Below are 24661 nucleotides of genomic sequence, written 5' to 3'. Positions count from 1 at the left end.
AGCACTTACCCCATGGACATCTGGAACTGGGTCGAAAAACTGCAGGGTGACCTGCGCCAGGCCGGCCAGGCGCAGAACGCGCACCTGCTGAACCGTCTCGCCGACGAGGTGAGTGAACTGCAGATCGACCGCGTCGATGCATTGCTGCCCGAAGCGCGTGCGCTGGGCAAGGCGCTGGACAACCCGTGGGTCGACGTCTATGTCGGCCACTGGGCGCTGCGCAACCGCGTCGGCAACCGCGTCGAAGGCGAGAGCGCGCTGGGCGAAGCGGTGGCGCTGTTCGAACGTGCGCACCGTGATGACACGCTGGAATGCCCGCAGTCGATCTGCGTGACCCAGGATCTGGCTGCCTGCTATGGCAACATCGATGGCCCGGGCTGGGTGCCCGAGCGCATCGAGGTCTGCGATGAAACACTGGGTCGCATCGACCCGAGCTGGGCGTGTTTCCAGTGCCTGAGCTGCGAGAAGGCCGATGCGCTGCTCGATGATGGTCGTGGCCAGGCGGCGCTGGATTACCTGCAGGCGCAGGCCGATGCCGTGGAGGCCTGTGGCAAGGAAGTGTTCGACAGCTTCCCGGAGATGCAGATCAAGATCCTGCTGGGAATGGGCCGTGCCGATGAGGCACTGGCACTGATCGAAAAGCGGGAGGCCGAAGTTGCGGCGTCCGGAGAGTACGAGCCGGCCAACTGCACGGTGCCGCGCCGCCTGTCCAAGGCCTGGGCGCTGGCCCAGCTGGGCCGCGACGAAGAGGCGCTGCAGCAGCTGGTGCCGTGGAGCGAGCTGACCCCGAACTACTGGCGCCTGTGGGCCAACACCGCCGCCGCGCTCTGCCAGCGGGATCCTGCGCGCAACACCTGGGATCTGGGCACGCGCTTCAACACGATCATCGAGCACTTTGCCCGGGTCGGATCGCATCGCCTGATGATCGAAGTGGCAGCGCTGAGCCTGGAGCTGGCGCTGCAGCGTGGCGCGCGCTGGGTGGCACTGCGGCAGCTGGAACTGGCCCGCACCCATCTGGCGCAGCTGCGCCAGGATCGTGGTGCTGCGGCGCTGGTGGCCGGCCTGGCCGCGCGCATCGACGCGTTGCCGGATGTCGCACCGCTGCCGGTGCCGGCGGGCGAGCTGCTGGCATGGCTGGACGCGCAGGGCGAACAGAACCAGTCGCGCGATCCCGAGCGCGAAGCGCAGTGGTTGCTGCAGGCGCATGCCGAGTTGCCCGATGACGAGGCGCTGGCCGAGATGGCGGCCAGCGCACTCAATGCCTGCGGCGCGCAGCCCGAGGCGCGCGCGCTGCTGTGGCGGTTCGTACGCAGCCATGCGCAGAACGATGGTCCCGCGGCCTACACGTTGATGCGCTGGCTGGCCGAACAGGGCGACGACGATGGCCTGCGCCAGCTGGCCGATCTCTACCGTGGCAGCGTGCCGGTGTTCGCGCACTGGTGCGAGGTGCAGCGTGCACGCCGCGTGTCCGACTGGCCGGCGCTGGAGCAGGCGGCCCGATCCCTGCTGGAGCTGTCTCCGGGCTCGCACGGCGCGCGCGGCACGCTGGCGCGGATGTACATGGAAACCGGCCGCTTCAGCGAAGCACAGGCCTGCTATGCGCAGCTGGTTGAATTGCTGGAAGATCCGAATGCCGCGCATTGGGACCACATGAGTGCCGCCAGCGCGGCGCGGGATTGGGACGCCGTGCGTCGCTCGGCCAAGGCGATCGGCATGGAGCTGTCCAGCCAGGAAGGCGTGGTCGAAGAGCCGTGGGGCTGGGTGATCATCCGCAGCGAAGAGAACGGTGAGCCGATGGAGTACTACGCCCGTCGCAGCGGACCGGTGACCGCGCGCATCGTCGAGAACGCGCCGTCCAACCGCGCCCAGCAGGTGGGCGACTGGGTGGTGTTCGATGCCGCGCTGGTGCATCCGGCACCCGAGGAGGAGGAAGCACGCGAGCATTTCATCCCGACCTATGCGCAGGTGCATGTGCTGGAACGCGGAGGCTTCGCCCGCAGCTGGATGATCGATGGCGCGCACCCGGGCGAAGAGGCCTGGAACGTCTTCGTCGAGGCGGCCGAAGCACAGGGTTGGAAGGTGTGGTCGCACAGCCGCCCGGACTACACCGTCACCGACCCCGATGTGGAAGACGGCACGCTGCCCGGCCTGCTGTTCACCGTGGCCCAGCCGCAGGACCACGCACCGCTGGCACTGCACCGCTTCCTGCAGCAGCACACCGCGACGTGGCCGCATCCGCATTGCTGGCTGCGCCTGGCCGAAGCCTGCGACCAGGATCGCCAGCCGCACCTGCACGTGATCGAGCGTTACGGGTTGTAAGCCGGGTATCGGGTAGTGCCGGCCGCTGGCCGGCAGCGCCGGGATATCCTGTATTGCCGGCCAGCGGCCGGCACTACCTCAAGGAAAAATACATGCGAAAGACAGGGATGTTGATGATCGCCGGGCTGCTGCTGGCCCCCACCGTGCAGGCTGCACCTGCCTGCCAGGAACCAGAGGCGGTGGCCCGCGCCTTCTACGAGGCAACGACGCGCAACGGTGATCTGCTGGAGCCACCCCCGGCGCTGGTCAGCCCTGCCTTCGGCAAGGCGCTGCGCGGCGAGCGTGCCTGCCAGGAACGCGGACAGGGCATCTGCACGATCGATTCCGATCCGTGGCTGGATGCGCAGGACGGCGACATCGAACCCCCGGTGCGCTACAGCTGGAAAGCGGCCTCGGCGAATTCCGGCCAGGTCGAGATGCGCTATTCGGTGTGGAAGAAGGCCTACGTGACCCGCCTGCCCATGGTGCGCCAGGCGCAGGGCTGCTGGCAGGTCGATGACATCCTCACCAACAGCGGCCGTTCGGTGCGGAAGATCCTGGCGCAGCCGGTGCCATGACCGGCGGCAGCATCCACGCAGGGTGCGGTCCAGTTGCCGGCCAGCGGCCGGCACTACCAGGTGATGTTGGGTGGGTGCTGACCGTTGGTCGGCACGCTTCTATCGCGTATGCCCGAACACCAGTTCGATCACGAACTGGCTGCCGAAGAACGCCAGCAGCAGCAACAGCATTGCCGCCAGCGTCCAGTGCACCGCCTTCATGCCGCGCCAGCCGTAGCGGCGGCGGCCGACCAGCAGCACGCCGAACACGATCCACGACAGCACGCTCAGCACAGTCTTGTGCACCAGCTTCTGTGCCAGCAGGTCATCGACGAACAGCACACCGGTGACCAGGGTCAGGGTCAGCAGCGCGAAGCCGACGGTGATCACCCGGAACAGCAGTGATTCCAGGTCGGCCAGCGGCGGCAGCGCCCGCAGCCACGGCCGGAACTCTCGGCGACGCAGTGCGCGTTCCTGCAGCCACAGCATGATTGCCAGCAGCGCGGCGATGCTCAGCGTGGCGTAGGCCAGCAGCGCCAGCCAGGCGTGGCTGGCCAGGCGCCAGCCCAGCACTTTGCTCGGTTCGTGGCCGTAGCCGTGGTAGGCCAGCAGCAGCACGGCAGCCAGCGGGAACACCACCACGCCCAGTGCCGACATGCGTCCGCGCGCGCCGACCAGCGAGGTCAGCCAGGCCATGCCCAGGCCGACCAGCGACAGCGCGGCGAAGAAGTGCATGTCCGGCCCGCCGTTGGTGCGCATCGCCACCATCACGTGGTAGCTGCCATGCAGCAGCATCGCCGGCAGGGCCGGCCACAGCCAGGTGGGCGAGCCGGTGGTTTCATCGCGGCCGAGCACGCGCACCAGCAGGGCACTGGCAGCCAGGTAGAGCAGGACGGCGATGAGAACGATTGTCATCGTTGCAGTTTCGCACACCCCTGCGGTGGTGGCGACGGCCCCGTGGCCGCAGTCCGGGGAGACAGCCGGACCCGTTATACTGTCTGCCTTATTGTCCCCCGCTTTCAGACAGGTTGCGCCGCATGTTCGAGTCCCTGACCCAGCGCCTTTCCGGCACCATCGAGCGCCTGCGTGGCCGTGGCCGCCTGACCGAGGAGAACATCCGCGAGGCGACCCGCGAAGTGCGCATCGCGCTGCTCGAAGCCGACGTTGCGCTGCCGGTGGTGCAGGCCCTGATCGAGCGCATCAAGGTACGAGCGGTCGGCCAGGAAGTGCTGAAGTCGCTGACCCCGGGCCAGGCGCTGATCAAGGTCGTGCGCGACGAGCTGACCGCGGTGATGGGCGCCGAAGCCAGCGACCTGAACCTCAATGTGCCCGCGCCGGCCATCATCCTGATGGCGGGCCTGCAGGGCGCCGGCAAGACCACCACGGTGGGCAAGCTGGCCAAGCACCTGAAGGAAAAGCGCAAGAAGAAGGTGATGGTGGTCTCGGCCGACGTCTACCGTCCGGCCGCGATCGAACAGCTGAAGACCCTGGCCGAGCAGGTCGGCGTGCTGTTCTTCCCGTCCAGTGCCGACCAGAAGCCGGAAGCCATCGTCCGTGCCGCCATCGACGACGCGCGCAAGTCGTTCGTCGACGTGCTGCTGGTCGATACCGCCGGCCGCCTGGCCATCGACGAAGCGATGATGGCCGAGATCAAGGCCCTGCACGCTGCGGTGAACCCGGCCGAAACCCTGTTCGTGGTCGACGCCATGACCGGCCAAGACGCGGCCAACACCGCCAAGGCCTTCGGCGATGCCCTGCCGCTGACCGGCGTGGTGCTGACCAAGACCGACGGTGACGCCCGTGGCGGTGCCGCACTGAGCGTGCGCTACATCACCGGCAAGCCGATCAAGTTCGTCGGCGTCAGCGAAAAGCCGGAAGGCCTGGACGTGTTCCACCCGGACCGTATCGCCAGCCGCATCCTCGACATGGGCGACGTGCTGTCGCTGGTCGAGCAGGTCGAGCAGCAGGTCGACAAGGACAAGGCGGCCAAGCTGGCCGAGAAGGTCGCCAAGGGCAAGAAGTTCGACCTGAACGACATGCGTGACCAGCTCGAGCAGATGCAGAACATGGGCGGCATCGGCGGCCTGATGGACAAGCTGCCGGGCCTGGGCAACATCCCCGACCATCTGAAGCAGCAGGTCAGCCAGGGCAAGGAAGTGCCGCGCATGATCGCCATCATCAGCTCGATGACCAAGAAGGAACGGCGCAACCCGAACCTGCTGAACGGCTCGCGCCGCGCGCGCATCGCCAAGGGCTCGGGCGTGACGCCGGCTGACGTCAACAAGCTGATGAAGCAGTACATGCAGATGGAAAAGATGATGAGCAAGATGGCCGGCGGCGGCATGAAGGGCATGCTGCGCAGCATGAAGGGCATGATGGGCGCCATGGGCGGCCGCGGCATGCCGTTCCGTTGATGCAGCGACGGGGCCGGCGCGCATTGCGACGCGGCCCCGGTCACAATGACTGGCGTATGCTGGATGGCGACTTCTCCAACAGGTATGTCGCGATGAATGCATCGCCGATTCTTGAACGCGCCGACACCTTCTGTCGGCGTTTTTCATTGCAGCTTCCGATCCTGCTGGCACCGATGGCCGGTGCCTGCCCGGTGCCGCTGTCGGCTGCGCTGGCCAATGCCGGCAGCATGGGCGCGATGGGCGCGGTGTTGTCCTCTTCGGCCGATATCGGTCGCTGGATGGACGATTTCCGCGCCGCTTCGACCGGCCCGGCGCAGGTGAACCTGTGGGTGCCGGATCCGGTGCCGACCCGTGACGTTGCCGCCGAGGCTGCCAGCCGCGCCTTCCTGGCGCAGTGGGGCCCGGACGTGCCGGCCAGCGCCGCCGATGCCACGCCCGCCGACTTCGAAGAACAGTTCGCCGCACTGCTGGCCGCACGCCCGGCGGTGGCCTCGACCATCATGGGTGTGTTGCTGCCGCGCCACGTGCAGCAGTTGAAGGATGCCGGCATTGCCTGGATCGCCTGCGCGACCACCTTGTCCGAAGCGCGTGCAGCACAGGACGCCGGTGCCGATGCGGTGGTGGCGCAGGGCATGGAAGCGGGCGGCCATCGCGGTGCGTTCGATCCGGCGATGGCCGAGCGCCAGCTGGTCGGCCTGTTCGCGCTGCTGCCGCGCCTGGCCGATCACCTGCAGATCCCGGTGATTGCCGCCGGCGGTATCGCCGATGGCCGCGGTATCGCCGCCGCGCTCACGTTGGGGGCCAGCGCGGTGCAGATCGGCACCGCGTTCCTGCGCACGCCCGAAGCAGCGATCGCCTCGGCATGGGCCGATGGGCTGGCCGCCAGCGAACCGGAAGACACCTGGCCGACCCGCGCCTTCAGCGGCCGCCTGGGCCGCGGCCTGGCGACCGCCTATGTGCGCGCCGCTGCCGCAGAAGGCGCCCCGCCGCCACGCCCGTACCCGGTGCAGCGCGGGCTGACCGCGCCGATGCGCAAGCAGGCCGCGCAGGAAAACCGCCTGGCGGCGATGCAGGCCTGGGCCGGGCAGTCGGCGTGGATGGCGCCGGCACAGCCGGCCGCCGACGTGCTGCGCGGCATGTGGAGCCAGGCGCAGGCGCTGCTGCGATGACGGTGACCTGCAACGGCCTGCCGGCACAGGTCGAGGATCTGCTGCCGGCGCTGGTCAACTACGGCCATTTCACCTCGCTGCAGGTGCGCGGCTACGCGGTGCAGGGACTGGACCTGCATCTGGCGCGGCTGTCACAGGCGACGCGTGAACTGTTCGGCAGCGAGCTGGATACAGTGCAGGTACAGACCTGGATGGCACAGGCCCTGCAACAGGCCGGCCTGGCCGATGCCTCGCTGCGGGTGACGGTGTACTCGCGCCGGTTCGATTTCCGCAACCCGCTGGCGGCGGTGCCGGTGGACGTGCTGGTGGCAATATCAGCGCCGCTGGCCCTGGTCGTGCCCAAGCGCGTGCGCAGCGTGGTCTGGCATCGCGAAATGCCGCGGATCAAGCACGTGGGCACGTTTGGCCTGTTCGCCGAGCGCCGCGCGGCGATGGCCGAAGGATTCGACGATGTGCTGTTCGTGACCGCTGATGGCGACGTGAGTGAAGGCAGCACCTGGAACCTGGCCGTGCACGATGGTGAACGCCTGCTCTGGCCGCAGGCGCCGGCCCTGCGCGGTACGGCCGAAGCGCTGCTGAAGCGGCATTGGCCCGATGCGCAGTTGACGCGGCCGTTGGCGCTGGCTGAACTAAGCAGGGTGAAGGCCGCTTTTGCCTGCAACGCCAGCGGCCTGTGGGCGCTGGAGGCCATCGACGGGCATCTCCTGCCAAGCTCGCAGGCGCTGGCTGAACAGGGCAGGGCGGTGCTGGCGGCGGTGGCTTGGCAGGGGCTGGGGTCAGATCCCTTTTGCGGCGCAAAAGGGATCTGACCCCAAGCGAACGCCCGGGGTTGGCTCGGCCGGACTCTACCGCTATAATCGCCCGCTTACCTCGCCATCCTGGCGACTGGGCAATAGGAAAAACACCATGGTCAAGATTCGACTGACCCGCGGCGGCGCCAAGAAGCGTCCGTTCTACCACATCATCGTCACCGACGTGCGCAGTGCGCGCGACGGCCGCAACATCGAGCGCGTTGGTTTCTACAACCCGGTCGCCCAGGGCGGCGAGAAGCGCATCGAGCTGGACCTGGCCCGCGTTGACCATTGGGTCAAGAACGGCGCCCAGCCGACCGACAAGGTCCGCAACCTGATCAAGGAAGCGACCAAGTCCCAGGCCGCTGCGGCCTGATCCTGACGGGCCACGCTTCGGCGTGGCCCTCTTGGTTGAAGCAGATGAAAGATATCGAGCGCCGCATCCTGCTGGGCAGGGTTGTCGGCGCTTTTGGTGTGCGCGGCGAGATCAAGCTCGAGTCCTGGACCGAGCCACGTTCCGCCATTTTCCGTTACCAGCCGTGGATCGTGCGCAGCCCGTCCGGCGTGGAAACCACGATTGAAGGTGTGCGTGGCCGCGACAGTGGCAAGCACCTGGTCGCCCGGTTCCCCGGCGTCGAGGACCGCGATACCGTTGAAGCGATGCGCGGCACCGAGATCTATGTGGCCCGCAGTGCCCTGCCACCGCCGAAGCCCGATGAGTATTACTGGGTGGACCTGGAAGGCCTGGACGTGAAGACCACCGAGGGCGTTGCCCTGGGCCAGGTCTCGCACCTGTTCAGTACAGGCGCCAATGACGTGGTGGTGGTCCGGGGTGACCGCGAGCGGATGATCCCGTTCGTGCAGCCGGACTTCGTCAAGTCGGTCGATTTCGAGGCCAACCTGGTCGTGGTCGACTGGGATCCCGAGTTCTGAGTGTGAGCATGCGTTTCGACGTCATCACCCTGTTCCCCGAGTTCCTCGCCCAGTCCGCTGGACTGGGCGTGGTCGGGCGCGCGCAGGAGAAGGGATTGTTCAGCCTGCATGGCTGGAATCCCCGTGATTACGCCGAAGGCAACTACCGCCGGGTGGACGACCGTCCGTTCGGTGGCGGCCCGGGCATGGTGATGCTGATCGAACCGTTGCAGGCCTGCCTGCAGGCGATCCGCGATGCTGATCCGACCCCGGCGCGGGTGATCTACCTCAGCCCGCAGGGGGCGCCGTTGACCCAGGCCAAGGTACGGGAACTGGCGGCACTGCCGCGCATGGTCCTGCTCTGTGGCCGCTACGAGGGCATCGACGAGCGTTTCCTGGAAGCCAATGTCGACGAGGAAATCTCCCTCGGCGACTATGTGCTGTCGGGTGGCGAGCTGGGTGCGGCGGTCATCATCGACGCCGTGGCCCGCCTGCAGGACGGGGCCCTGAATGACGCTGAATCAGCGGCCCAGGACAGTTTCGAAGGTGATCTGGGCCTGCTCGACTGTCCGCACTACAGCCAGCCGGCCCAGCACCCTCTGGGCGACGTGCCGGACGTGCTGCGCTCAGGCAACCATGCGGCCATCGCCGCGTGGCGCCGCCAGCAGTCGCTGGTCCGTACCGCCCAGCGGCGCCCGGACCTGCTGGATGAACAGACGCTGGGCAAGGCCGACCGCACGCTGCTGGAACAGGGCCGTCAAGCCCAGAAACAGAAGGCCGCCCCCTAGCGCAGGGCCGGCTTTATCGGCTATCATGGCCAATTACCGCCAGCCCAGGCCGGCGCGCGCAGTACCCACAACAAACGTGCAGCACAGTCCGGTGACTGCATGAGCCCACGTTGTCTACATGACACGCCCACCCGAACAAGAATCGGTGTAACCCATGAGCAAGCTGAACAAGTCCATCGTCGCGGAATTCGAATCCGCCCAGATCACCCGTGAACTGCCGAAGTTCAGCCAGGGCGACACCGTTGTCGTCAACGTGAAGGTGAAGGAAGGCAGCCGCGAGCGCGTGCAGGCCTACGAAGGCGTCGTCATCGCCACCAAGAACGCCGGCCTGAACTCCTCGTTCACCGTGCGCAAGATCTCGCACGGCTACGGTGTCGAGCGCGTGTTCCAGACCCACAGCGCCATCATCGACTCGGTCGAAGTGAAGCGTCGTGGTAAGGTCCGCGCCGGCAAGCTGTACTACCTGCGTGGCCTGGAAGGCAAGGCTGCCCGCATCAAGGAAGACCTGGCTGCCGCTGCTGCCGCCAAGGCTGCCCGTCTGGCCGAAAAGGCCTGATAAACAACTTCGGTTGTTGCCGCGACGGCCACCTTCGGGTGGCCGTTTGCGTTTCCGGCATCGCATCGGCCATGCTCAGGTGATGAACGACATCAACCCGCGCTATCCCGCCGTGATCCAGTCGGCGTTGCGCTTCCTCGACGGCAAGGGACTGGCGCGTGTGCAGTCGGCGCCGTTGCTGCATCGCCTGCTGTGGCGCATGGGCATCGCACTGCCACCGCCGATCCTGGCCGGCTTCGGTACCAATGCGCTGGTGCAGGGCCTGTTGTTCGGGCTGTTCTGGACCGCGCTGATGTGGCTGATGCTGTGGCAGGGCAGCGAGCGTCCGCTGGCCTTGCTGCTGGCGGCCGGGCTGTTGGCTGGTGCGCTGTTCGGCGTGGTGATGGCCGGCTTGATGCGCTCGCTGCGCCGTCACCGCAAATTGCCGGAGTGGCGCCAGTTCCGCGCGGGGCAGGCGGACTGAGCCGATGGCGCACTGCGCCGTGACCGCCCGGCACAGGCCGCGGTAGGCTGCCGGCATCATCCCGATGGACGTGCCGTGCGATGCCTGCCAAGCGAACCGCACCTTCCGCTGCGCCCAAGCTGTTGTCAGGCGGTAATCCGCAGATCGCCAAGGGCGAGGGCGATGCCACGGTACAGGCCTATATCGCGGCGATGCCGGACTGGAAGCGGCCGATCGGCGCACGGCTGGATGCGCTGGTCGAACAGGCCGTACCCGGGGTGCACAAGGCGGTGAAGTGGAACTCGCCGATGTATGCGGTGGCCGCGGGCGAAGGCTGGTTTCTCAGCTTCCATTGCTTCACCCGCTATATCAAGGTGGCGTTCTTCCGCGGCGCTGCGCTGAAACCGGTGCCGCCGGAGCCGTCCAGGAGTGCCGATACGCGCTACCTGCACATTGCACAGGATGGCGTACTGGATGAAGCCCGGTTTCTTGACTGGGTGCGCCAGGCCGCGGCATTGCCCGGCGAACACATGTAAGCCCACCGTTCTGATCTCCTTGCCGACGAGAGCCGCTGATGGCCACGCATGCACCCAACCCGGCCGATGCCGGAACCCCGGCCGCCGAACTGATCGATGCGCGCATCGCCGAACTGGGCGACTGGCGTGGCGAAGCGCTGGCACGCGTGCGTGCGTTGATCCATGAGGCGCTGCCCGACGTGCAGGAAACCTGGAAATGGCGGGGTACACCGGTGTGGGAGCACAACGGCATCCTGTGCACCCGCGAGACCTACAAGCAGGCGGTGAAGCTGACGTTTGCCAATGGCGCGGCGCTGGCCGACCCCAAAGGCCTGTTCAACGCCAGCCTGGAGGGCAACACGCGGCGCGCGATCAATATCCATGAAGGCGCGATGCCGGATGCCGCCGCGTTCAAGGCGCTGATGCGCGCGGCGGCCATGTTCAACGCGGCGAAGAAGAAGCGGTAGAGCCGGCTGCTGGCCGGCTGTGCCGCGATGCTGCTGGAGAGGCTTGAGGTTGCCGGCCAGCGGCCGGCACTACCGCATCGGTGCGGCATCCGGGTCGGCCACCGGCGACGGCGGGCAGGCCGGAATTTCCGACGGCGTGGCCAGTTCCTCGGCGTGCGAGGGCTTGCCCATCATCTTCGCCTTGCGCCAGCCGCCCCAGCGGTAGTACGCCAACGACAGCAGCATCGACGCCAGCGAGCTGACCGGGAAACTCCACCAGATCGCATCGGCGCCCCAATACGGCTGCAGCAGCTCGGCGAACGGCACGCGCACGCCCCACAGCGAACCGGCCAGGATCAGCAGCGGCGGGATCACCGCGCCGGTGGAGCGCACCACGCCGGAGATCACGAAGCTGACGCCGAAGAACAGGAACGAGCCGATCACCACGTGGTTGAGGTGACGGGCAATGTCCAGCGCCTGGCTGGCCGGCGGCAGGAACAGGGCCAGCAGCTGGCGATCGAACAGGACCAGCGGCAGGATCAGCGCGCCGGTCAGCAGGAAATTGAACAGCACGCCCTGGCGTGCGGTGCCGCGTACGCGGTCCCAGCGCTGTGCACCGACGTTCTGCGCCGCCATCGAAGAGCACGCCGCGCCGATCGCCATCGCCGGCATCTGCAGGTAGTTCCACAGCTGCAGGGAAGCGCCGTAACCGGCGGCGGTGTCGGTGCCGTACTGGTTGACCATGGTCATCAGCAGGATCACCGACAGCGAAATCAGCACCATCTGCAGGCCCATCGGCACGCCCTTGAGCACCAGCGCTTTCAGGATGGTCAGGTCGAGCTTGAACAGGCGCATGTCGGCGCGGCCCAGCCACAACGTGTGGCGCTTGTGCCGCATGTACAGCAGCAGGCCGGCCAGCGACAGCGTCTGCGCGACGAGCGTGGCCCAGGCCGAGCCGGCGATGCCCAGCGCGGGGAACGGCCCCATGCCGAAGATCAGAACCGGGTTCAGCACGATGTCCAGTGCCACCGACACCATCAGGAAACGGAACGGCGTGCGCGAGTCACCGGCGCCGCGCAGCGCGGCGGTGAGGAAGGCGAACGCATACAGCGTCGGCATCGCCAGGAAGATGATCTGCAGGTAGGCCTCGGCCAATGGCAGCGAGGCGGCCGGCGTGCCCATCGCCGCCAGCAGCGGATGGGCCATGAACCAGCCGGCGATGGCGATGATCACCGACAGGCCGATGAAGAAGGTGGCGCTGGTACCCACCACGCGCCGCGCCTGCGGGATGTCGCGCGCGCCGATCGCCTGGCCGATCAGGATGGTCGAGGCCATGCCGAAGCCGAACACCGAGCCGATCAGGAAGAACATGATGTTGTTGGCGTTCGCGGTGGCGGTCAGTGCCGCCTCGCCGAGGAAGCGCCCGACCCAGACCGCATTCACCGAACCGTTCAGCGACTGCGCGATGTTGCCGGCCAGGATCGGCAGGGAAAACAACAGGAGATTGCGGCCGATCGGGCCGGAGGTCAGGTCAAGCGGCGCTTTGGCCATGGAGTGGTGATCGAATCCCGGGAGGCGCACACTAGCACCAAGCCGGTTTGCGGGATGTGGCAATGCGTCAACGACTGCAGGTGAAGCGAAGGCTGGCGCTGGCCTTGATCGGCGCCGCGCTGGCCGCATGTTCGACAGGTGACCGGCTGGGCGATACCCAGGTGCGGCCAACCGACCGCCCCGAGTGCCTGGTCGGCAGCCAGCGCCAGGATCTTTCCGCCGGCGTTCCCATCCTGATCGGGGGCAGTGGCTGCCGCACCGACCCCTACAACCCGCGTCCCCTGAACAAGCGAACGGAGTAGTCCCTGCCGATGACCGAGCTTTCCCCGCTGTCGCCCAGTGTCCGCCTGGACATCTGGCTGTGGGCGGCCCGTTTCTTCAAGACCCGCAGCCTGGCCAAGCAGGCCATCGAGACCGGCAAGGTCAGCGTCGCCGGGCAGCGCCCGAAATCCTCACGCGCAGTGCGCGTCGGTGAGCAGCTGCAGGTCGACCGCGGCGAAGAGCATTTCGAGATCCAGGTGCTGGGCCTGAGCGACCAGCGCGGGCCGGCGCCGACGGCGCAGCAGTTGTATGCCGAGAGTGAGGCCTCGAAGGCGCGCCGTGCCGAACAGCGCGCGTTGCGCATCGCGGCGCGCGATGGTTTCCAGCCGCCGGAGCACAAGCCGGACAAGCGCGCACGGCGGTTGATCCGCGCGCTCGGCGATATCGACGCGTTGTAAGCAGCAGGGCGCCAGACCGGATCCGGCGCCCCCTTGGCTCAGCGCTTGCCGCCCAGCAGGCTGCCGCCGATCTTCAGCAGATCGCCCACGCCGAGCTGGCCGTCACCGTCCTGGTCCAGCAGGCTGCCGAGCAGGCCGCCGGCAAGACCGCCCTGCTGCTGCACCTGCTGCTTTTCCTGGCCGAGGGCCTGGCTGAGCGAGCCGGCGTCGGCCTGGCCGCCACCGAGGCGCTGGGCGAGGAAAGCCATCACGATCGGTGCGAGGATCTGCAGCAGCTGGCTGGTGCGGCCACTGTCGAGCTGGGTGGCCTGGGCCAGGCCGGTTTCCACCTTCTGCTGGTTGCCGCCGAAGATGTGGCCGAGGATGCCGGCGCCATCGCTGGCGGCACCACCGCCACCGCCACCGCCGCCCAGCACCGAACCGAGCACGCTGCCCAGGTCCAGCCCACTGTGGTTGTTCTGCAGCGCGCCGAGCAGCGCCTGCGCGCCCTGCGGCTGCGAGGCGTTGTTGCCCAGCGCGCCCATCAACACCGGCAGCGCGGCACTGATCGCACCGGAAGCCTGGGTGTCGCTGATGCCGAGCTGCTGCGACACCTGCTGCAGCGGTGCGCCCTGCAGTTTGGCGAGAAGTTCGTCGGTGAGGCTCATCTGCGGAATCCTTGATTGGGGTGGGGCGTGCAGAAGGTACGACGCGGACCGTTAAAACGGCGACGCCGCCTCACGGGGAGGCGGCGTGCTGTTCACGGGGCAGGGTGATCAGAGCTCGATGTCTTCGGCGCCCGGGGTCGCGGTGGGGAAGTCCGCTTCCGGCTGCGCCGGCTTGAACGGATCCGACGGCTGGCTGGCCAGCGCCTTCAGGGCCGCGGCAACGCCAGCGCCATAGGCCGGGTCGGCCTTGCTGCAGTTGTCGATGTGGCGCTGCTTGATGAAGTCCGGCGCATCGCCCAGGGCGCGGGCGGTGTTGGCGAACAGGCGGTCCTTCTGTGCCTGGTTGTAGCTGCGGAACAGCGCACCGGGCTGGCTGAAGTAGTCGGCGTCGTCCTCACGGAAATTCCAGAAGTCGGCGTCACCGCGGATCTTCATCGGCGGCTCGCGGTACTGCGGCTGTTCCTGCCACTGGCCGTAGCTGTTCGGCTCGTAGTGCGGCAGGCCGCCGTAGTTGCCGTCCACGCGCATCGCACCGTCGCGGTGGTTGCTGTGCACCGGGCAGCGTGCGGCGTTCACCGGAATCTGGTGGTGGTTCACGCCCAAGCGGTAGCGCTGCGCATCGGAATAGGCGAACAGGCGTGCCTGCAGCATCTTGTCCGGCGACGGGCCGATGCCGGGCACCAGGTTGCTCGGTGCGAACGCGGACTGCTCCACGTCCTGGTACCAGTTGACCGGGTTGCGGTTGAGTTCGAACTGGCCGACTTCGATCAGCGGGTAGTCGCTCTTCGGCCACACCTTGGTCAGGTCGAACGGATGGATGCGGTAGGTTTCCGCCTCCAGCTCGGGCATGACCTGGATGAACAGCTTCCACTTCGGGAAGTCGCCCTTCTCGATTGCGGCGAACAGGTCGCGGCCGTGGCTTTCGCGGTCATGGCCGACCAGGATCTGCGCCTGCGCGTCGGTCAGCGATTCGATGCCCTGCTGGCTGACGAAGTGGAACTTCACCCAGAAGCGCTCGCTGTCGGCGTTGGTGAAGCTGTAGGTGTGCGAGCCGAAGCCGTGCATGTGGCGGAAGCTGCGCGGGATGCCGCGGTCGCTCATCACCACGGTCACCTGCAGCAGGGCTTCGGGCAGCAACGTCCAGAAGTCCCAGTTGTTGCGCGCGCTGCGCAGGTTGGTATGCGGGTCGCGTTTCACGGCCTTGTTGAGGTCGGCGAACTTGCGCGGGTCGCGCAGGAAGAACACCGGCGTGTTGTTGCCGACCAGGTCCCAGTTGCCTTCTTCGGTGTAGAACTTCAGCGCGAAGCCGCGGATGTCACGCTCGGCGTCGGCGGCGCCACGCTCGCCGGCCACCGTGGTGAAGCGCGCGAACATCTCGGTCTGCTTGCCGACCTTCTCGAACAGCTTGGCGCGGGTGTACTTGCTGATGTCGTGGGTGACGGTGAAAGTACCGAACGCGCCCGAGCCCTTGGCGTGCATGCGGCGCTCGGGAATGATCTCGCGGTTGAGGTTGGCCAGCTTCTCCAGCAGCCAGACGTCTTCCATCAGCAGCGGGCCACGTGGGCCGGCGGTTTTGCTGTTCTGGTTGTCCACCACCGGTGCGCCGAAGGCCGTTGTCATCGGCGTGACCGGATCATCGCCGTGCTTTTGCTTGGGCGTGGTGCTCAGTTCACGCTGCTGCTGGGCGCCTTCCGCCGGCGACGGCGCGGTGTGATACGGGCACTTGGGGCTGTTGTTATCGGACTGGCTCATGGCTGGCTCCTGCGGGTGAAGACGGGGTGGAACATCTTCACTCGACTTTAGCTATGGCTAGATGAAATGAATAATCGAATGAATCATTCACTTCTATAGCTTCTGTCTATCGATTGTCGGGAATTCACTGCCGGGGCCTTGTTCCGGTCGCCCGGCGGCTCGCGTCCCGACACGCTCCGATCATGGGCCAGCAGTGCTCGATTCGACGATGCGCACCGGGCGCGCTAGGCCGTCGAATGCATCCACATAACGACGATGAAGCATCCCGTCCCGGCGCAGCTGGGTGTCCTGCATCGGCCGGATCTGGGTGGTCAGCGGATTCCCGCGTGGCGCCAGTTGCGTTCCATAGCGTGCGGGGTAGGGCCCCGATGCGCCTGCCTTCACATACCGGGTTTCCTGTACCACCAGGCCGGCACGGCGAAGGCGCTCGATCTGCAGGTCGCCGATGTTGGCGGTGTAGTCGTTGCCGAAGACATACTCGGCCTGCACGCCGTCGGGCCGGTTTTCCCAGGTTGTTGAAACGCAGTTGGAGGTGCAGCCACCGGTGAATGACCAGTGTGGTGAGTATGTGTACGTCCAGGAGGCGGGCTGGATGCCGGGCCCGGACAGGGTCTTGGATACCAGCGACTTGGCCATGTAGGCATTGGGAATGCCGAATGAGCCAAACCCGAAGTTGGAGGAACTAGTGCCGATGATGCCGCAGCTGCCAGGCGTATTGTCCGATCCGTGGATCAACTGGCGAAGCGAGAACACCCCTTGTGCACCGCTGGGATGGCGCATGGTGATCACATCGTTGAAGGCCGGGTCGCCGGCATCTTCCGAGCGGAATCCCGTTGCATTCTGCGCGCAGGAATTCATGTAGAAGCCTGGATTCAGGACGGGGGGCACCATCGTCCACGGCATGGCGCCCACATGGCGGTCGGTGGAGAAGGTCCAGCGCGACTGGTCGGGAAGTACGACTTCGTTGAGCGTGCGCCCCCAGTAGCTGTCGACGTAGTTGTAACGCCAGGTGCGATCCCCGGCCCGGACGGCGCCGATCTTGCCCTGCGCGTCATAGTCGATATCGATCCGGGCTCCGTCATTGGAAATGATCGCCAGCAGGCGGGTCGGGTTGGCACCGTCGTAGCTGTAACTGACCCAGTTGCCGTGGCGGTCCTCGACACGTGTCGCGTAGAGGAAGACATCGACGACCGGAACCAGCAGGTAGGGCTGCGATGTGCCATTGCCATTGCCATCACGATAGTACTCGTTGGCCAGCACGTCGTGCTGGTCGCGGACCGCCATCCAATCGAAGAAGTAACGGGTGCCATCGGTGGTCCGCACCACAAAACCTTCGCCGGTTCCATTCCTGATGGCTGGCAGGCAGCTGACGCGCCACTGGCTGGCCGAGGTACCAATGTAGGTTGCCCCATCCTGGGGCAGGCTTGCCCCTGCTTCCTTCAGCAACAGGGATTCATAACCGACCGCAGGGAGGTTGATGAAGATGCCGCTCCAATAGGTGTGCTTCGGGATGACCCGGGTGTTGAAGTCCGGTGACGGGCCCACCCACTCGGTCGGGGACAGGTTGCTGCCGCTGCAGCGGCCGCCGCCCGCCGCATTCCAGCCCCGGCGTTGATCGTAGGAGCCCATCATGTAGGGGGCATCGATCTCCCAGGACGCCCCCAGCGGGGCGGCAGCGCGATCCAGTCCCTGTTTCTGCTTCGGCGTTGTGCGGGTGAATGCGACCCGCATTCCACTGCTGGTCGGCACCACGACATCGGTCTGCGAGAACTGCAGCGTGCCATCCTTCCTGTTTAGGGAATCACCAAACAGATCATCGCCGAGCGCCGCGACCCGCGCACCCCGCAGGCGTTCGTCGTAGGTACGCTCGCTGCTTACGAATTCCTGTGCATCGGCCACGCCACACACCAGCAACAACGCTAGAACCGTACGCCGCATGTTCGTTCCCTCGTGATCGAATCCCCTCGCTTCGATGCCGCGGCATGTTGCCCGGCCCCATTGCATGCCGCTGGGATCGCAGTTTCAGTGACTGTGCGGAACGGCGCCCCAGCTCCCCTGTGGCGGTCTGCGTGGCCGAGTATGCAGGATTCTCCGCGGCGGCTTCCAGGGGGGCATGGTGCCCCCTGGCCAGGCGCACTTACAGCAGTGCCTTCAGCCGGTACAGCGCTTCCAGCGCCTGCTTCGGCGTCAGTTCGTCCGGATCGATCGCCGCCAGCGCTTCCTGCGCCTTGCTGGACGGTACCGCGAACAGCCCGAACTGCTGCGGGGCATCCAGCGCCTGCGGCGCCAGCTCGGCGGCGTGGCTTTCAGCGCCGCGCTGTTCCAGCTCGGCCAGTCGACGCCGTGCCTGCGCCACGGTGGCGCGCGGCAGGCCGGCCAGTGCGGCCACCTGCAGGCCAAAGCTGCGGTTGGCCGGGCCGTCCTTCACTGCGTGCATGAACACCAGCGCTTCGCCGTGCTCGACCGCGTCCAGGTGCACGTTGGCGATGCCGCTGCGGCCGCCCTCATGCTGTTCGTCGGCCAGCGCGGTCAGCTCGAAGTAGTGGGTGGCGAACAGCGTGTAGCAGCGGTTCTGGTAGGCCAGGTGGCGGGCCACCGCGTCGGCCAGCGCCAGGCCATCGTAGGTGGAGGTGCCACGGCCGATCTCGTCCATCAGCACCAGCGAATGGGCGGTGGCGTGGTGCAGGATGTAGCTGGTCTCGGCCATCTCGACCATGAAGGTCGACTGCCCGCGGGCGAGGTCGTCGCCGGCGCCGATGCGGGTCAGGATGCGGTCGATCGGGCCGATCACCGCCCGGCTGGCCGGCACGAAGCTGCCGATGTGGGCCAGCAGCACGATCAGCGCGTTCTGCCGCATGTAGGTCGATTTACCGCCCATGTTCGGGCCGGTGATGACCAGCATGCGACGGTCCGGATACAGGTCCAGGTCATTGGGTTCGAACGGCTGTTCGCGTACCGCTTCGACTACTGGATGGCGGCCGCGTTCGATCTTCAGGCACGGCTCGGCCTCCAGCTCCGGGCGCGCCCAGTCCAGCGCCTGCGCGCGTTCGGCGAAGGCGGCCAGCACGTCCAGTTCGCTCAGCGCAGCGGCACACTGCTTCAGCGGTTCCAACTGCCCGCCAAGGGTGTCCAGCAGCTGCTCGTACAGGTACTTCTCGCGCGACAGCGAACGGTCGCGCGCGGACAGCACCTTGTCCTCGAATGCCTTCAGTTCTTCGGTGATGTAGCGCTCGGCATTGGTCAGCGTCTGGCGGCGGGTGTAGTGCACCGGCGCACGATCGGACTGGCCCTTGCTGATTTCGATGTAGTAACCGTGAACGCGGTTGTAGCCCACCTTCAGGGTGGGAATACCGCTGCTCTCGCGCTCGCGAAGTTCCAGGTCGACCAGGAACTGGTCGGCATGGGTGGACAGCCGGCGCAGCTCGTCCAGCTCTTCATCGAAGCCATCGGCCAGCACGCCGCCGTCGCTCAGCTTCAGCGGCGGCATCTCGGCGATGGCGCTGGCCAGCAGCTGCGCGCACGCGTCGTGTTCGCCCAGCGCCGCATGCAGGGCCTGCAGGCGCGGCGAGTCCAGCGGGGCCAGCACTTCGCGCACCGCCGGCAGCAGGCCCAGGCCGTCACGCAGGGTTGAGAAATCGCGGGGGCGCGCCGAGCGCAGCGCGACGCGGGTGAGGATGCGTTCCAGATCGCCGAGGCGGCGGAACTGCTCGCGGATGTCGGCGTCCGCACCGCGATCGATCAGGGTTTCCACCGCGTGGTGGCGCTGCACCAGCACCTCGCGCAGGCGCAGCGGGCGGTGCAGCCAGCGGCGCAGCAGGCGCCCACCCATGGGTGTCACCGTGCTGTCGAGCACGCCCAGTAGGGTATTGCGGGTATCACCGTCGACACGCGTGTCCAATTCCAGGTGGCGGCGGGTGGCGGCGTTCATCGCGATCGCCTCGCCGGCGGTTTCCATCGCGATCGAAGTCAGGTGCGGCAGGCGCTGCTTCTGGGTTTCCTCGACATACCCGAGCAGGGCGCCGGCGGCGGCGGTGGCACGGGGCTTGTCATCGATACCGAAGCCGCTCAGATCGTGCAGCTTGAAGAAGTTCAGCAGCTGGCGGCGGCCGCTGTCCGCGTCGAACAGCCACGGCGCACGGCGGCGCACGCCGGTGCGCTGGCGCAGGAACTCCGGCCAGTTCTCCTCGTCGGGCACCAGCAGCTCGGCCGGCTCCAGCCGTGCCAGCTCGGCTTCCAGGGCGTCGTCGGTTTCCACCTCGTTGACCAGGAAGCGACCACCGGCCAGGTCGGCCCAGGCCAGGCCGTAGCCCTGCTTGCTGCGCGACAGCGCCATCAGCAGGGTGTCGCGGCGCTCGTCCAGCAGCGCTTCGTCGGTGACCGTGCCGGGGGTGACGATGCGCACCACCTTGCGTTCGACCAGGCCCTTGGCGAGCGCCGGGTCGCCGATCTGCTCGCAGATCGCCACCGACTCGCCCAGCGCCACCAGCCGTGCCAGGTAGCCTTCGTAGGCATGCACCGGCACGCCGGCCATCGGGATCGGCGCGCCGCCGGAGCTGCCACGCTGGGTCAGGGTGATGTCGAGCAGCCGCGCGGCCTTGCGCGCGTCGTCGTAGAACAGCTCGTAGAAGTCGCCCATGCGGAAGAACAGCAGCAGGTCCGGGTAGTCGGACTTGGCTGCGAAGAACTGCTTCATCGCAGGCGTGTGTTCCTTCGAGCCCTTGCTGGCGCTGTTGTTTTCTTTAATATCAATCACTTGAGTTGAAGGGCTTTGAGTGGAGTGACGGTGATTCGAGGCGAATGAAGGCGAGTGACGGTGTTTTCTGTAGTGACGATGTAGCGACGGGCGCGGGATGGGGTGGGGTGGGGTGTAGCAACGCCGTGTAGCAATGACCGCGGGCGTGCGTTACAGTAGCAACACCGGCACCCGGAGGGGCATGCGATGAAGAGTCCAGCGTCAAGCAGTAGGGCGGGTTCGCTCAAGTTTAGTTTGACCTACGCCCAGGTGCTGGCGCTGTCGGTCCACAAAGGCCCGGCCTTGGATGCGCAAGGAAAGGTTCGGCTGGTCCCGCGCCCGGACGGGAAGGCTTACGTGGTGCTGGACGGCGGGCCGGGGGCTCCCACGGGGTTTGGCTTCCGGGTCGGCTCCACGATGACCACCTACGTTGGCCAGAAACGAGGGCCCACGGGCACGCCGATCCGCTTCACCTTGGGCAACGTGAGCGACATGGGGCTGGACGAGGCCAGGGAGGCGTGCAGGGAGCACCTGGCGCTGTTGAAGGAAACGGGGAAGAACCCCGTCCACGTCAAGCGCCAGCAGTTGCTGGAAACGCTGGAAAGGGAATCGGAAAAAGAGTTCGGGGATCTGACCCTGCGCGAGGCATTGGAGCGTTACATCGCCCACTTGGACGCCCGCGCAAAGAACAAGAAGATCAAGCCGGCCAGCGTGGACGCGGTGAGGGACAGTTTGGCCCGCCTTTCACGCCCCACGGTTGGGTTGGCGGACAAAACCTTGAACGAGCTCCATTTGGAGGTCATCCAGCAGGCCTTTGATGCTTGCCGGATCAGTTCCATGCAACTGTCCAATCGCATTCCGCGGGACATGAGCAGAAAGCTGGCGGAGGTGGCGGATTGGGCCAAGCTCACCGTTTCCCAGCTGGAAGCGTTGGGCATCACCGGCAAATACATCCAGCGGGTGCGAGCTGCAGGGTTGAGTTCAACGGAACACACGTTTTCGGACGCCAGGCGAGCGGTGGATTTCCTCATCGACGAGGAAAGAGCCCGCGATCATCGGTTTGGCCGTCCCCAGCGCCAGTTCTACAACCCGCTGGTGGTGATCCATACCCGCGACATGCTCCGGGAAGCGCACGAGCTGCGAAACCATTACAGCCGGGCAGAGGTTCGCAATCCCCTGGACGACAAAACGCTGCCCAAGGTCCTCAAAGCCATTGCAGCACGGCGGGACGAACAAGGCGGGCGCAATGCGGCCGGGGCGGACTACCTGCTGCTGACCTTGCTTTGGGGAACACGGCGCAGCGAGGCTGCTCCGTTGCGCTGGTATGACCGCTGCACGCCCGGAGAGTTGTCGCAGGAAATGGTGTCCTGGGTCTGGCTGGCGGGGCCAGAGGACATCAACCCGACCACCAAGCGGGCGGGCAGCCAGGTCTACCTTTTCGAGACCAAGAACAAGGAGCAGCGGTTCTTGCCCGTCACCTACTTCGCCGAGCGCGTCCTGCAGCGGCGCTTCAACGAGCGCGCAGACGATACAGGGGCCAAGCAGGGATTGGAGGCCGCCAAGGCCGCGCTGAGCGCCGCGAGCAAACGGGGTGGGCAACGGGGACTGATCGACGCCTTGGAGGCGGCGGTGGCCGACGCTGAGCACGCGTTGGATCGAACCCGGTTCGTCTTTCCGGCAAGGTCCGGGCGCAGCAAAACGGGTCATTACTCCGACAGCAAATCCATCATCGCCAACGTGCGTCGCGACGCTGGGCTGATCGATTTGCGCGAGGAGGTGGACATCGGCCTGACCCCCCACGATTTGCGTCGCACTCTGGGGCGCTATGCCGAACGGATTCACGGCACCAAGGCCCGGGTCGTGTCGCAGATGCTTCACCACCGGATCAAGGACAAGGATTCCGCGGCCACCGACGCGATCTACACCGAGCAGGAGTGGTCGGTCCTGCGTCAAGCGTTTGCCGTGGTGGAAGAGCACATGATGGCGAGCAGTCCCCGGGTCTGGAACCGCTGGAAGGGCACGGACAAGCCGCGGCTGGATGAGGTCAACGACCCGCCAGTGACGATTTTTGCAGCACGCAACCAGAAGGTGGCGCTCGATGACGAGGATTGAGCCCGTTCGCACAGAAGAGGCGTTCCAAGCCAAAGCGGAAGCCTCTTGGAACGCAGAGTTGGCCCGGGCGAAGAGCGCTGGAGGCGGGTTGGTGTCCGCCAAGGCCGCCGCGTGGTTTTTGGGCATCCATGCCGACACGCTGGGCGAGTGGAGGCGACGCACCCCGCCCACCGGGCCCCGCTTTCAGAAGGCCACCGGCAGCGCCGTCAATGGCCCCAACCAGCGTGTGAAATACGACTACGACGAACTGGTGGCTTGGAAGGATGGGCGTCAGGGCAGGTCAGCGAAAGAGCGTCGGCTGAGCGCTGAGCTGGAGCGCTTGAGCCAACAGCAGCGAGAGCTGGAGCTGGAGCGGCAGATCCACGAGGCCAAGGTGGCATTGGAAAAGCTGCGCAAGAACGCCGGGCGCTTTGCTGCGTTGATCACGTCCCATGAAGGTTGGGCCATTCCCCACCCATGGGCGGTGGTGGGAGGGCTGATTGCCGGGCACGTGCTCACCGTGGACGAGGACACCCTGGATCGCGCCCTGGCAGAGGGCGAAATCTGGGAGGCCCCCCTGGCCGAGGCGCTGCTGGAGCCTTGGACCAGCGTTGCGGCGCGCGAGCCATTCGATGACGCGATGGAGGCGGCACAATCCGCGTTCCAGGCGGCGTGGAGGGAGGTCCGCAACCAAGCCCGTGCTCAAGGCTTGGACGACGGTCTGCCGCCCGCGGCGGACCCAATCACTCGCACGCCGTTCCGCTTCTAAGCATCTACAGTCCCCACCGATCCTAGTGGTTGCCCCGTATGTCGTTTGATTCGAAAGCAAAGACCGAAGCGGCGCTGATCCGTCGCTATGCCGACCGCTACGGGCACGTGGACGACACGTTCGCGGGCGGGTGGGGGGTAACCTGGGGAAAGTTGCTGCGCGCTCTCGACAAAGAGCTGGCCGATGAGAAGAAGCAACGCCAGGAACTGGCGGCTGGCAAGCGGGAGGCGGTGTGGATGGACACATGGACCGCCGCCGAGGCCGCGGGCCTGCTGAACATGACTTACGAAGCCTTCAACGCGTGGGCTCGCAAGGTGGGCGTGGTCGTGGACAAACCGGAGCAGGCACGCACCCATGCCGCCATATCGCTGGTGGATCTTATTGACGCCGCTGAGGACGAGAAAAACCGTCCGGGCGGCCGCCCGTGGCGGGAAGCGAGGGAGGCAGGCCATCTCTTGGGGGCCACGCGAACGCTGCCCGAAGGCTTGGCGACGTTTCGAGAGCAGCTCAATGGCGACCTCCTGCTCACGATTGGGGTCGATGAGCGAGGCGAGCGTGTGGTGGCGTCGGTAAGGCCAATCGAAACACGGGGCGCGAAGGACCATGTTCGTATGTTCTTCCGAAGCAAGAGCATCGCTGAGGTTGATCAACACAACTACTTCAAACTCGAGGTCGAGAAGTGCGGACTGGCCGAAGCGTTCGGCATGCCTTGGGCACAGCCCGCACTGAAAGACGCGTTGCTCCAATGCCACAAGGACTGGCTGGGTGCCGTTTCCGACTTCATGGCGTGGGAGGAATCCCTGGCCATCAAGGACGCATCGGAAGCCCAGACTGCATTCGATGCCGAAGAGGACCCGCAGGCCGCGCCAGCCATGGCGCTGAAAGCGCGCGAAGCAGAGCGACTAAAGGACGCGAAGATGGCGCTGACGGCCCGCAACGAAGCAAGGGCGGAGCTGCTGGACTTCTCGCTTCCGGCCCCTGCCCCGAGCAGAAAGGGAACGCCCTTCTAGACGGTCCTTCAGGGGCGCAACGCCCCTGTCTCGCCGGCTGCCCGCCGGCTCGGTCGTGGAGAGATAAAAGCGGGGAAGCAGCGGCTTCCGCCGCCGCCCCAGCGTGGCTGGATGAATGAAGATTCAGGTCCAAGAGGGGGACCCCTCTTAGGGCATCGAAGCGCTCGGACCGTGACTGGAAAATGGAGCCACACCAGCACGGAGACATTCATGCAGCCGCTCATCCTCTCGCTCGACCCCTCGCTCTCTAACCAGTTCTCTAACGTAACCCCGCAGGTCCTCGCCGACGCCTTGGCCGACGTTCTGCCCCACGCATTGGGCCTGCTTGCCGCCGACACCAGCACGTCGGTCATCGTGCCCAACCGCGACCTGCGGGGCGTACCCCCCGACCAGGGGCTCACCTTGCAGCTGGCAACGCTGAACAGCTTCCTGGACATCGAAGACGCCGCCAACGGCTAAGCCAGCAGCGCAGCAGTACACCTGGTCAGTCTGGCCGAACCCC

24 protein-coding genes are annotated in these 24661 nt (G+C 66.5%); 18 read left to right on the top strand and 6 right to left on the bottom strand.

What is annotated here, in order from left to right:
* The first annotated feature begins 12 nt into the window (after positions 1–12).
* Both AC5P60_RS02935 and AC5P60_RS02930 read left to right on the top strand, forming a co-directional pair.
* Entirely contained in the window at positions 13–2319 is a 2307-nt protein-coding gene (locus AC5P60_RS02935) for a tetratricopeptide repeat protein (protein ID WP_483692933.1), read from the top strand.
* Positions 2320–2411: 92 nt separating this feature from the next.
* A complete protein-coding gene (locus AC5P60_RS02930) occupies positions 2412–2876 on the top strand; it encodes a YqhG/Tai3 family protein (protein WP_483692931.1) in 465 nt (154 codons plus the stop codon).
* A 99-nt stretch (positions 2877–2975) separates the two neighbouring features.
* On the opposite strand, the gene AC5P60_RS02925 is transcribed toward AC5P60_RS02930, so the two are convergent.
* Positions 2976–3770, bottom strand: coding sequence for a cytochrome C assembly family protein (locus tag AC5P60_RS02925; RefSeq protein ID WP_483692930.1), 795 nt, complete (start codon positions 3768–3770; stop codon positions 2976–2978).
* Positions 3771–3892: 122 nt separating this feature from the next.
* Between AC5P60_RS02925 and ffh the strand changes: the two genes are divergently transcribed.
* The 10 genes from ffh (at position 3893) to AC5P60_RS02875 (ending at position 10909) form a co-directional block, all read left to right on the top strand.
* On the top strand, positions 3893–5269 hold the full coding sequence (gene ffh, locus AC5P60_RS02920; RefSeq protein ID WP_005408591.1) for a signal recognition particle protein: 1377 nt from the start codon (positions 3893–3895) through the stop codon (positions 5267–5269).
* Between the two features lie 92 nt (positions 5270–5361).
* Positions 5362–6438 (top strand): NAD(P)H-dependent flavin oxidoreductase, encoded by a 1077-nt coding sequence (locus tag AC5P60_RS02915; RefSeq protein ID WP_099605717.1) that lies wholly within the window; start codon positions 5362–5364, stop codon positions 6436–6438.
* Positions 6435–7247, top strand: a complete 813-nt coding sequence (locus tag AC5P60_RS02910; RefSeq protein WP_483692929.1) for an aminotransferase class IV family protein — start codon at positions 6435–6437, stop codon at positions 7245–7247. Before AC5P60_RS02915 ends, AC5P60_RS02910 begins: the two co-directional genes overlap by 4 nt.
* 97 nt (positions 7248–7344) lie before the next feature.
* Positions 7345–7605 carry a 30S ribosomal protein S16 gene (rpsP, locus tag AC5P60_RS02905; RefSeq protein ID WP_005408594.1) on the top strand — a complete coding sequence of 87 codons (261 nt, stop codon included), beginning with the start codon at positions 7345–7347 and terminating at the stop codon, positions 7603–7605.
* A gap of 44 nt (positions 7606–7649) precedes the next feature.
* On the top strand, positions 7650–8162 hold the full coding sequence (gene rimM, locus AC5P60_RS02900; protein WP_005408595.1) for a ribosome maturation factor RimM: 513 nt from the start codon (positions 7650–7652) through the stop codon (positions 8160–8162).
* 8 nt (positions 8163–8170) lie between these two features.
* Positions 8171–8929 carry a tRNA (guanosine(37)-N1)-methyltransferase TrmD gene (gene trmD / locus AC5P60_RS02895; RefSeq protein WP_049432339.1) on the top strand — a complete coding sequence of 253 codons (759 nt, stop codon included), beginning with the start codon at positions 8171–8173 and terminating at the stop codon, positions 8927–8929.
* Positions 8930–9083: 154 nt separating this feature from the next.
* Positions 9084–9485: a 50S ribosomal protein L19 gene (gene rplS / locus AC5P60_RS02890; RefSeq protein WP_005408597.1), complete on the top strand. Its 402-nt coding sequence runs from the start codon at positions 9084–9086 to the stop codon at positions 9483–9485.
* A gap of 82 nt (positions 9486–9567) precedes the next feature.
* On the top strand, positions 9568–9948 hold the full coding sequence (locus tag AC5P60_RS02885; protein ID WP_012479532.1) for a DUF6404 family protein: 381 nt from the start codon (positions 9568–9570) through the stop codon (positions 9946–9948).
* Between the two features lie 80 nt (positions 9949–10028).
* A complete protein-coding gene (locus AC5P60_RS02880; RefSeq protein ID WP_005412655.1) occupies positions 10029–10463 on the top strand; it encodes a DUF1801 domain-containing protein in 435 nt (144 codons plus the stop codon).
* Between the two features lie 38 nt (positions 10464–10501).
* On the top strand, positions 10502–10909 hold the full coding sequence (locus tag AC5P60_RS02875) for a DUF1801 domain-containing protein (RefSeq protein WP_483692927.1): 408 nt from the start codon (positions 10502–10504) through the stop codon (positions 10907–10909).
* A gap of 69 nt (positions 10910–10978) precedes the next feature.
* Here the strand turns inward: AC5P60_RS02875 and AC5P60_RS02870 are convergent, their stop codons facing one another.
* Entirely contained in the window at positions 10979–12439 is a 1461-nt protein-coding gene (locus AC5P60_RS02870; RefSeq protein ID WP_231522583.1) for an MATE family efflux transporter, read from the bottom strand.
* Positions 12440–12501: 62 nt separating this feature from the next.
* On the opposite strand from AC5P60_RS02870, the gene AC5P60_RS02865 reads away from it, so the two are divergent.
* A complete protein-coding gene (locus AC5P60_RS02865; RefSeq protein WP_329771761.1) occupies positions 12502–12741 on the top strand; it encodes a hypothetical protein in 240 nt (79 codons plus the stop codon).
* 9 nt (positions 12742–12750) lie between these two features.
* Entirely contained in the window at positions 12751–13158 is a 408-nt protein-coding gene (locus AC5P60_RS02860; RefSeq protein WP_005408603.1) for an RNA-binding S4 domain-containing protein, read from the top strand.
* Positions 13159–13196: 38 nt separating this feature from the next.
* Here the strand turns inward: AC5P60_RS02860 and AC5P60_RS02855 are convergent, their stop codons facing one another.
* From AC5P60_RS02855 to mutS, 4 genes are all read right to left on the bottom strand, one after another.
* Positions 13197–13805: a DUF937 domain-containing protein gene (locus AC5P60_RS02855; protein WP_049404750.1), complete on the bottom strand. Its 609-nt coding sequence runs from the start codon at positions 13803–13805 to the stop codon at positions 13197–13199.
* Positions 13806–13913: 108 nt separating this feature from the next.
* A complete protein-coding gene (locus AC5P60_RS02850) occupies positions 13914–15557 on the bottom strand; it encodes a catalase (RefSeq protein ID WP_005408605.1) in 1644 nt (547 codons plus the stop codon).
* Positions 15558–15737: 180 nt separating this feature from the next.
* Positions 15738–17495, bottom strand: a complete 1758-nt coding sequence (locus AC5P60_RS02845; RefSeq protein ID WP_033833382.1) for a hypothetical protein — start codon at positions 17493–17495, stop codon at positions 15738–15740.
* Positions 17496–17694: 199 nt separating this feature from the next.
* Positions 17695–20250, bottom strand: a complete 2556-nt coding sequence (mutS, locus tag AC5P60_RS02840; RefSeq protein WP_495201680.1) for a DNA mismatch repair protein MutS — start codon at positions 20248–20250, stop codon at positions 17695–17697.
* A 294-nt stretch (positions 20251–20544) separates the two neighbouring features.
* On the opposite strand from mutS, the gene AC5P60_RS02835 reads away from it, so the two are divergent.
* The 4 genes from AC5P60_RS02835 (at position 20545) to AC5P60_RS02820 (ending at position 24618) form a co-directional block, all read left to right on the top strand.
* Complete coding sequence (locus AC5P60_RS02835) at positions 20545–22401, top strand: integrase arm-type DNA-binding domain-containing protein (RefSeq protein WP_224119354.1); 1857 nt, start codon at positions 20545–20547, stop codon at positions 22399–22401.
* A gap of 91 nt (positions 22402–22492) precedes the next feature.
* A complete protein-coding gene (locus AC5P60_RS02830) occupies positions 22493–23149 on the top strand; it encodes a nucleotide-binding protein (RefSeq protein ID WP_224119355.1) in 657 nt (218 codons plus the stop codon).
* Between the two features lie 38 nt (positions 23150–23187).
* The gene (locus AC5P60_RS02825; RefSeq protein WP_224119356.1) at positions 23188–24159 is read left to right on the top strand and encodes a hypothetical protein; all 972 of its coding nucleotides are present in this window, start codon (positions 23188–23190) and stop codon (positions 24157–24159) included.
* 210 nt (positions 24160–24369) lie between these two features.
* Entirely contained in the window at positions 24370–24618 is a 249-nt protein-coding gene (locus tag AC5P60_RS02820; RefSeq protein WP_224119357.1) for a hypothetical protein, read from the top strand.
* The last annotated feature ends 43 nt before the right edge of the window (positions 24619–24661 follow it).

The sequence above is a fragment of the Stenotrophomonas sp. YJH_SMC_120 genome (genome assembly GCF_059368675.1).
This window is presented reverse-complemented; position numbering and strand designations above follow the sequence as displayed.

Coding starts and splice junctions, on each gene's coding strand:
- AC5P60_RS02935 (WP_483692933.1), top strand. CDS start 13: ATGGACATCTGGAACTGGGTCGAAAAACTGCAGGGTGACCTGCGCCAG.
- AC5P60_RS02930 (WP_483692931.1), top strand. CDS start 2,412: ATGCGAAAGACAGGGATGTTGATGATCGCCGGGCTGCTGCTGGCCCCC.
- AC5P60_RS02925 (WP_483692930.1), bottom strand. CDS start 3,770: ATGACAATCGTTCTCATCGCCGTCCTGCTCTACCTGGCTGCCAGTGCC.
- ffh (WP_005408591.1), top strand. CDS start 3,893: ATGTTCGAGTCCCTGACCCAGCGCCTTTCCGGCACCATCGAGCGCCTG.
- AC5P60_RS02915 (WP_099605717.1), top strand. CDS start 5,362: ATGAATGCATCGCCGATTCTTGAACGCGCCGACACCTTCTGTCGGCGT.
- AC5P60_RS02910 (WP_483692929.1), top strand. CDS start 6,435: ATGACGGTGACCTGCAACGGCCTGCCGGCACAGGTCGAGGATCTGCTG.
- rpsP (WP_005408594.1), top strand. CDS start 7,345: ATGGTCAAGATTCGACTGACCCGCGGCGGCGCCAAGAAGCGTCCGTTC.
- rimM (WP_005408595.1), top strand. CDS start 7,650: ATGAAAGATATCGAGCGCCGCATCCTGCTGGGCAGGGTTGTCGGCGCT.
- trmD (WP_049432339.1), top strand. CDS start 8,171: ATGCGTTTCGACGTCATCACCCTGTTCCCCGAGTTCCTCGCCCAGTCC.
- rplS (WP_005408597.1), top strand. CDS start 9,084: ATGAGCAAGCTGAACAAGTCCATCGTCGCGGAATTCGAATCCGCCCAG.
- AC5P60_RS02885 (WP_012479532.1), top strand. CDS start 9,568: ATGAACGACATCAACCCGCGCTATCCCGCCGTGATCCAGTCGGCGTTG.
- AC5P60_RS02880 (WP_005412655.1), top strand. CDS start 10,029: ATGCCTGCCAAGCGAACCGCACCTTCCGCTGCGCCCAAGCTGTTGTCA.
- AC5P60_RS02875 (WP_483692927.1), top strand. CDS start 10,502: ATGGCCACGCATGCACCCAACCCGGCCGATGCCGGAACCCCGGCCGCC.
- AC5P60_RS02870 (WP_231522583.1), bottom strand. CDS start 12,439: ATGGCCAAAGCGCCGCTTGACCTGACCTCCGGCCCGATCGGCCGCAAT.
- AC5P60_RS02865 (WP_329771761.1), top strand. CDS start 12,502: ATGCGTCAACGACTGCAGGTGAAGCGAAGGCTGGCGCTGGCCTTGATC.
- AC5P60_RS02860 (WP_005408603.1), top strand. CDS start 12,751: ATGACCGAGCTTTCCCCGCTGTCGCCCAGTGTCCGCCTGGACATCTGG.
- AC5P60_RS02855 (WP_049404750.1), bottom strand. CDS start 13,805: ATGAGCCTCACCGACGAACTTCTCGCCAAACTGCAGGGCGCACCGCTG.
- AC5P60_RS02850 (WP_005408605.1), bottom strand. CDS start 15,557: ATGAGCCAGTCCGATAACAACAGCCCCAAGTGCCCGTATCACACCGCG.
- AC5P60_RS02845 (WP_033833382.1), bottom strand. CDS start 17,495: ATGCGGCGTACGGTTCTAGCGTTGTTGCTGGTGTGTGGCGTGGCCGAT.
- mutS (WP_495201680.1), bottom strand. CDS start 20,250: ATGAAGCAGTTCTTCGCAGCCAAGTCCGACTACCCGGACCTGCTGCTG.
- AC5P60_RS02825 (WP_224119356.1), top strand. CDS start 23,188: ATGTCGTTTGATTCGAAAGCAAAGACCGAAGCGGCGCTGATCCGTCGC.
- AC5P60_RS02820 (WP_224119357.1), top strand. CDS start 24,370: ATGCAGCCGCTCATCCTCTCGCTCGACCCCTCGCTCTCTAACCAGTTC.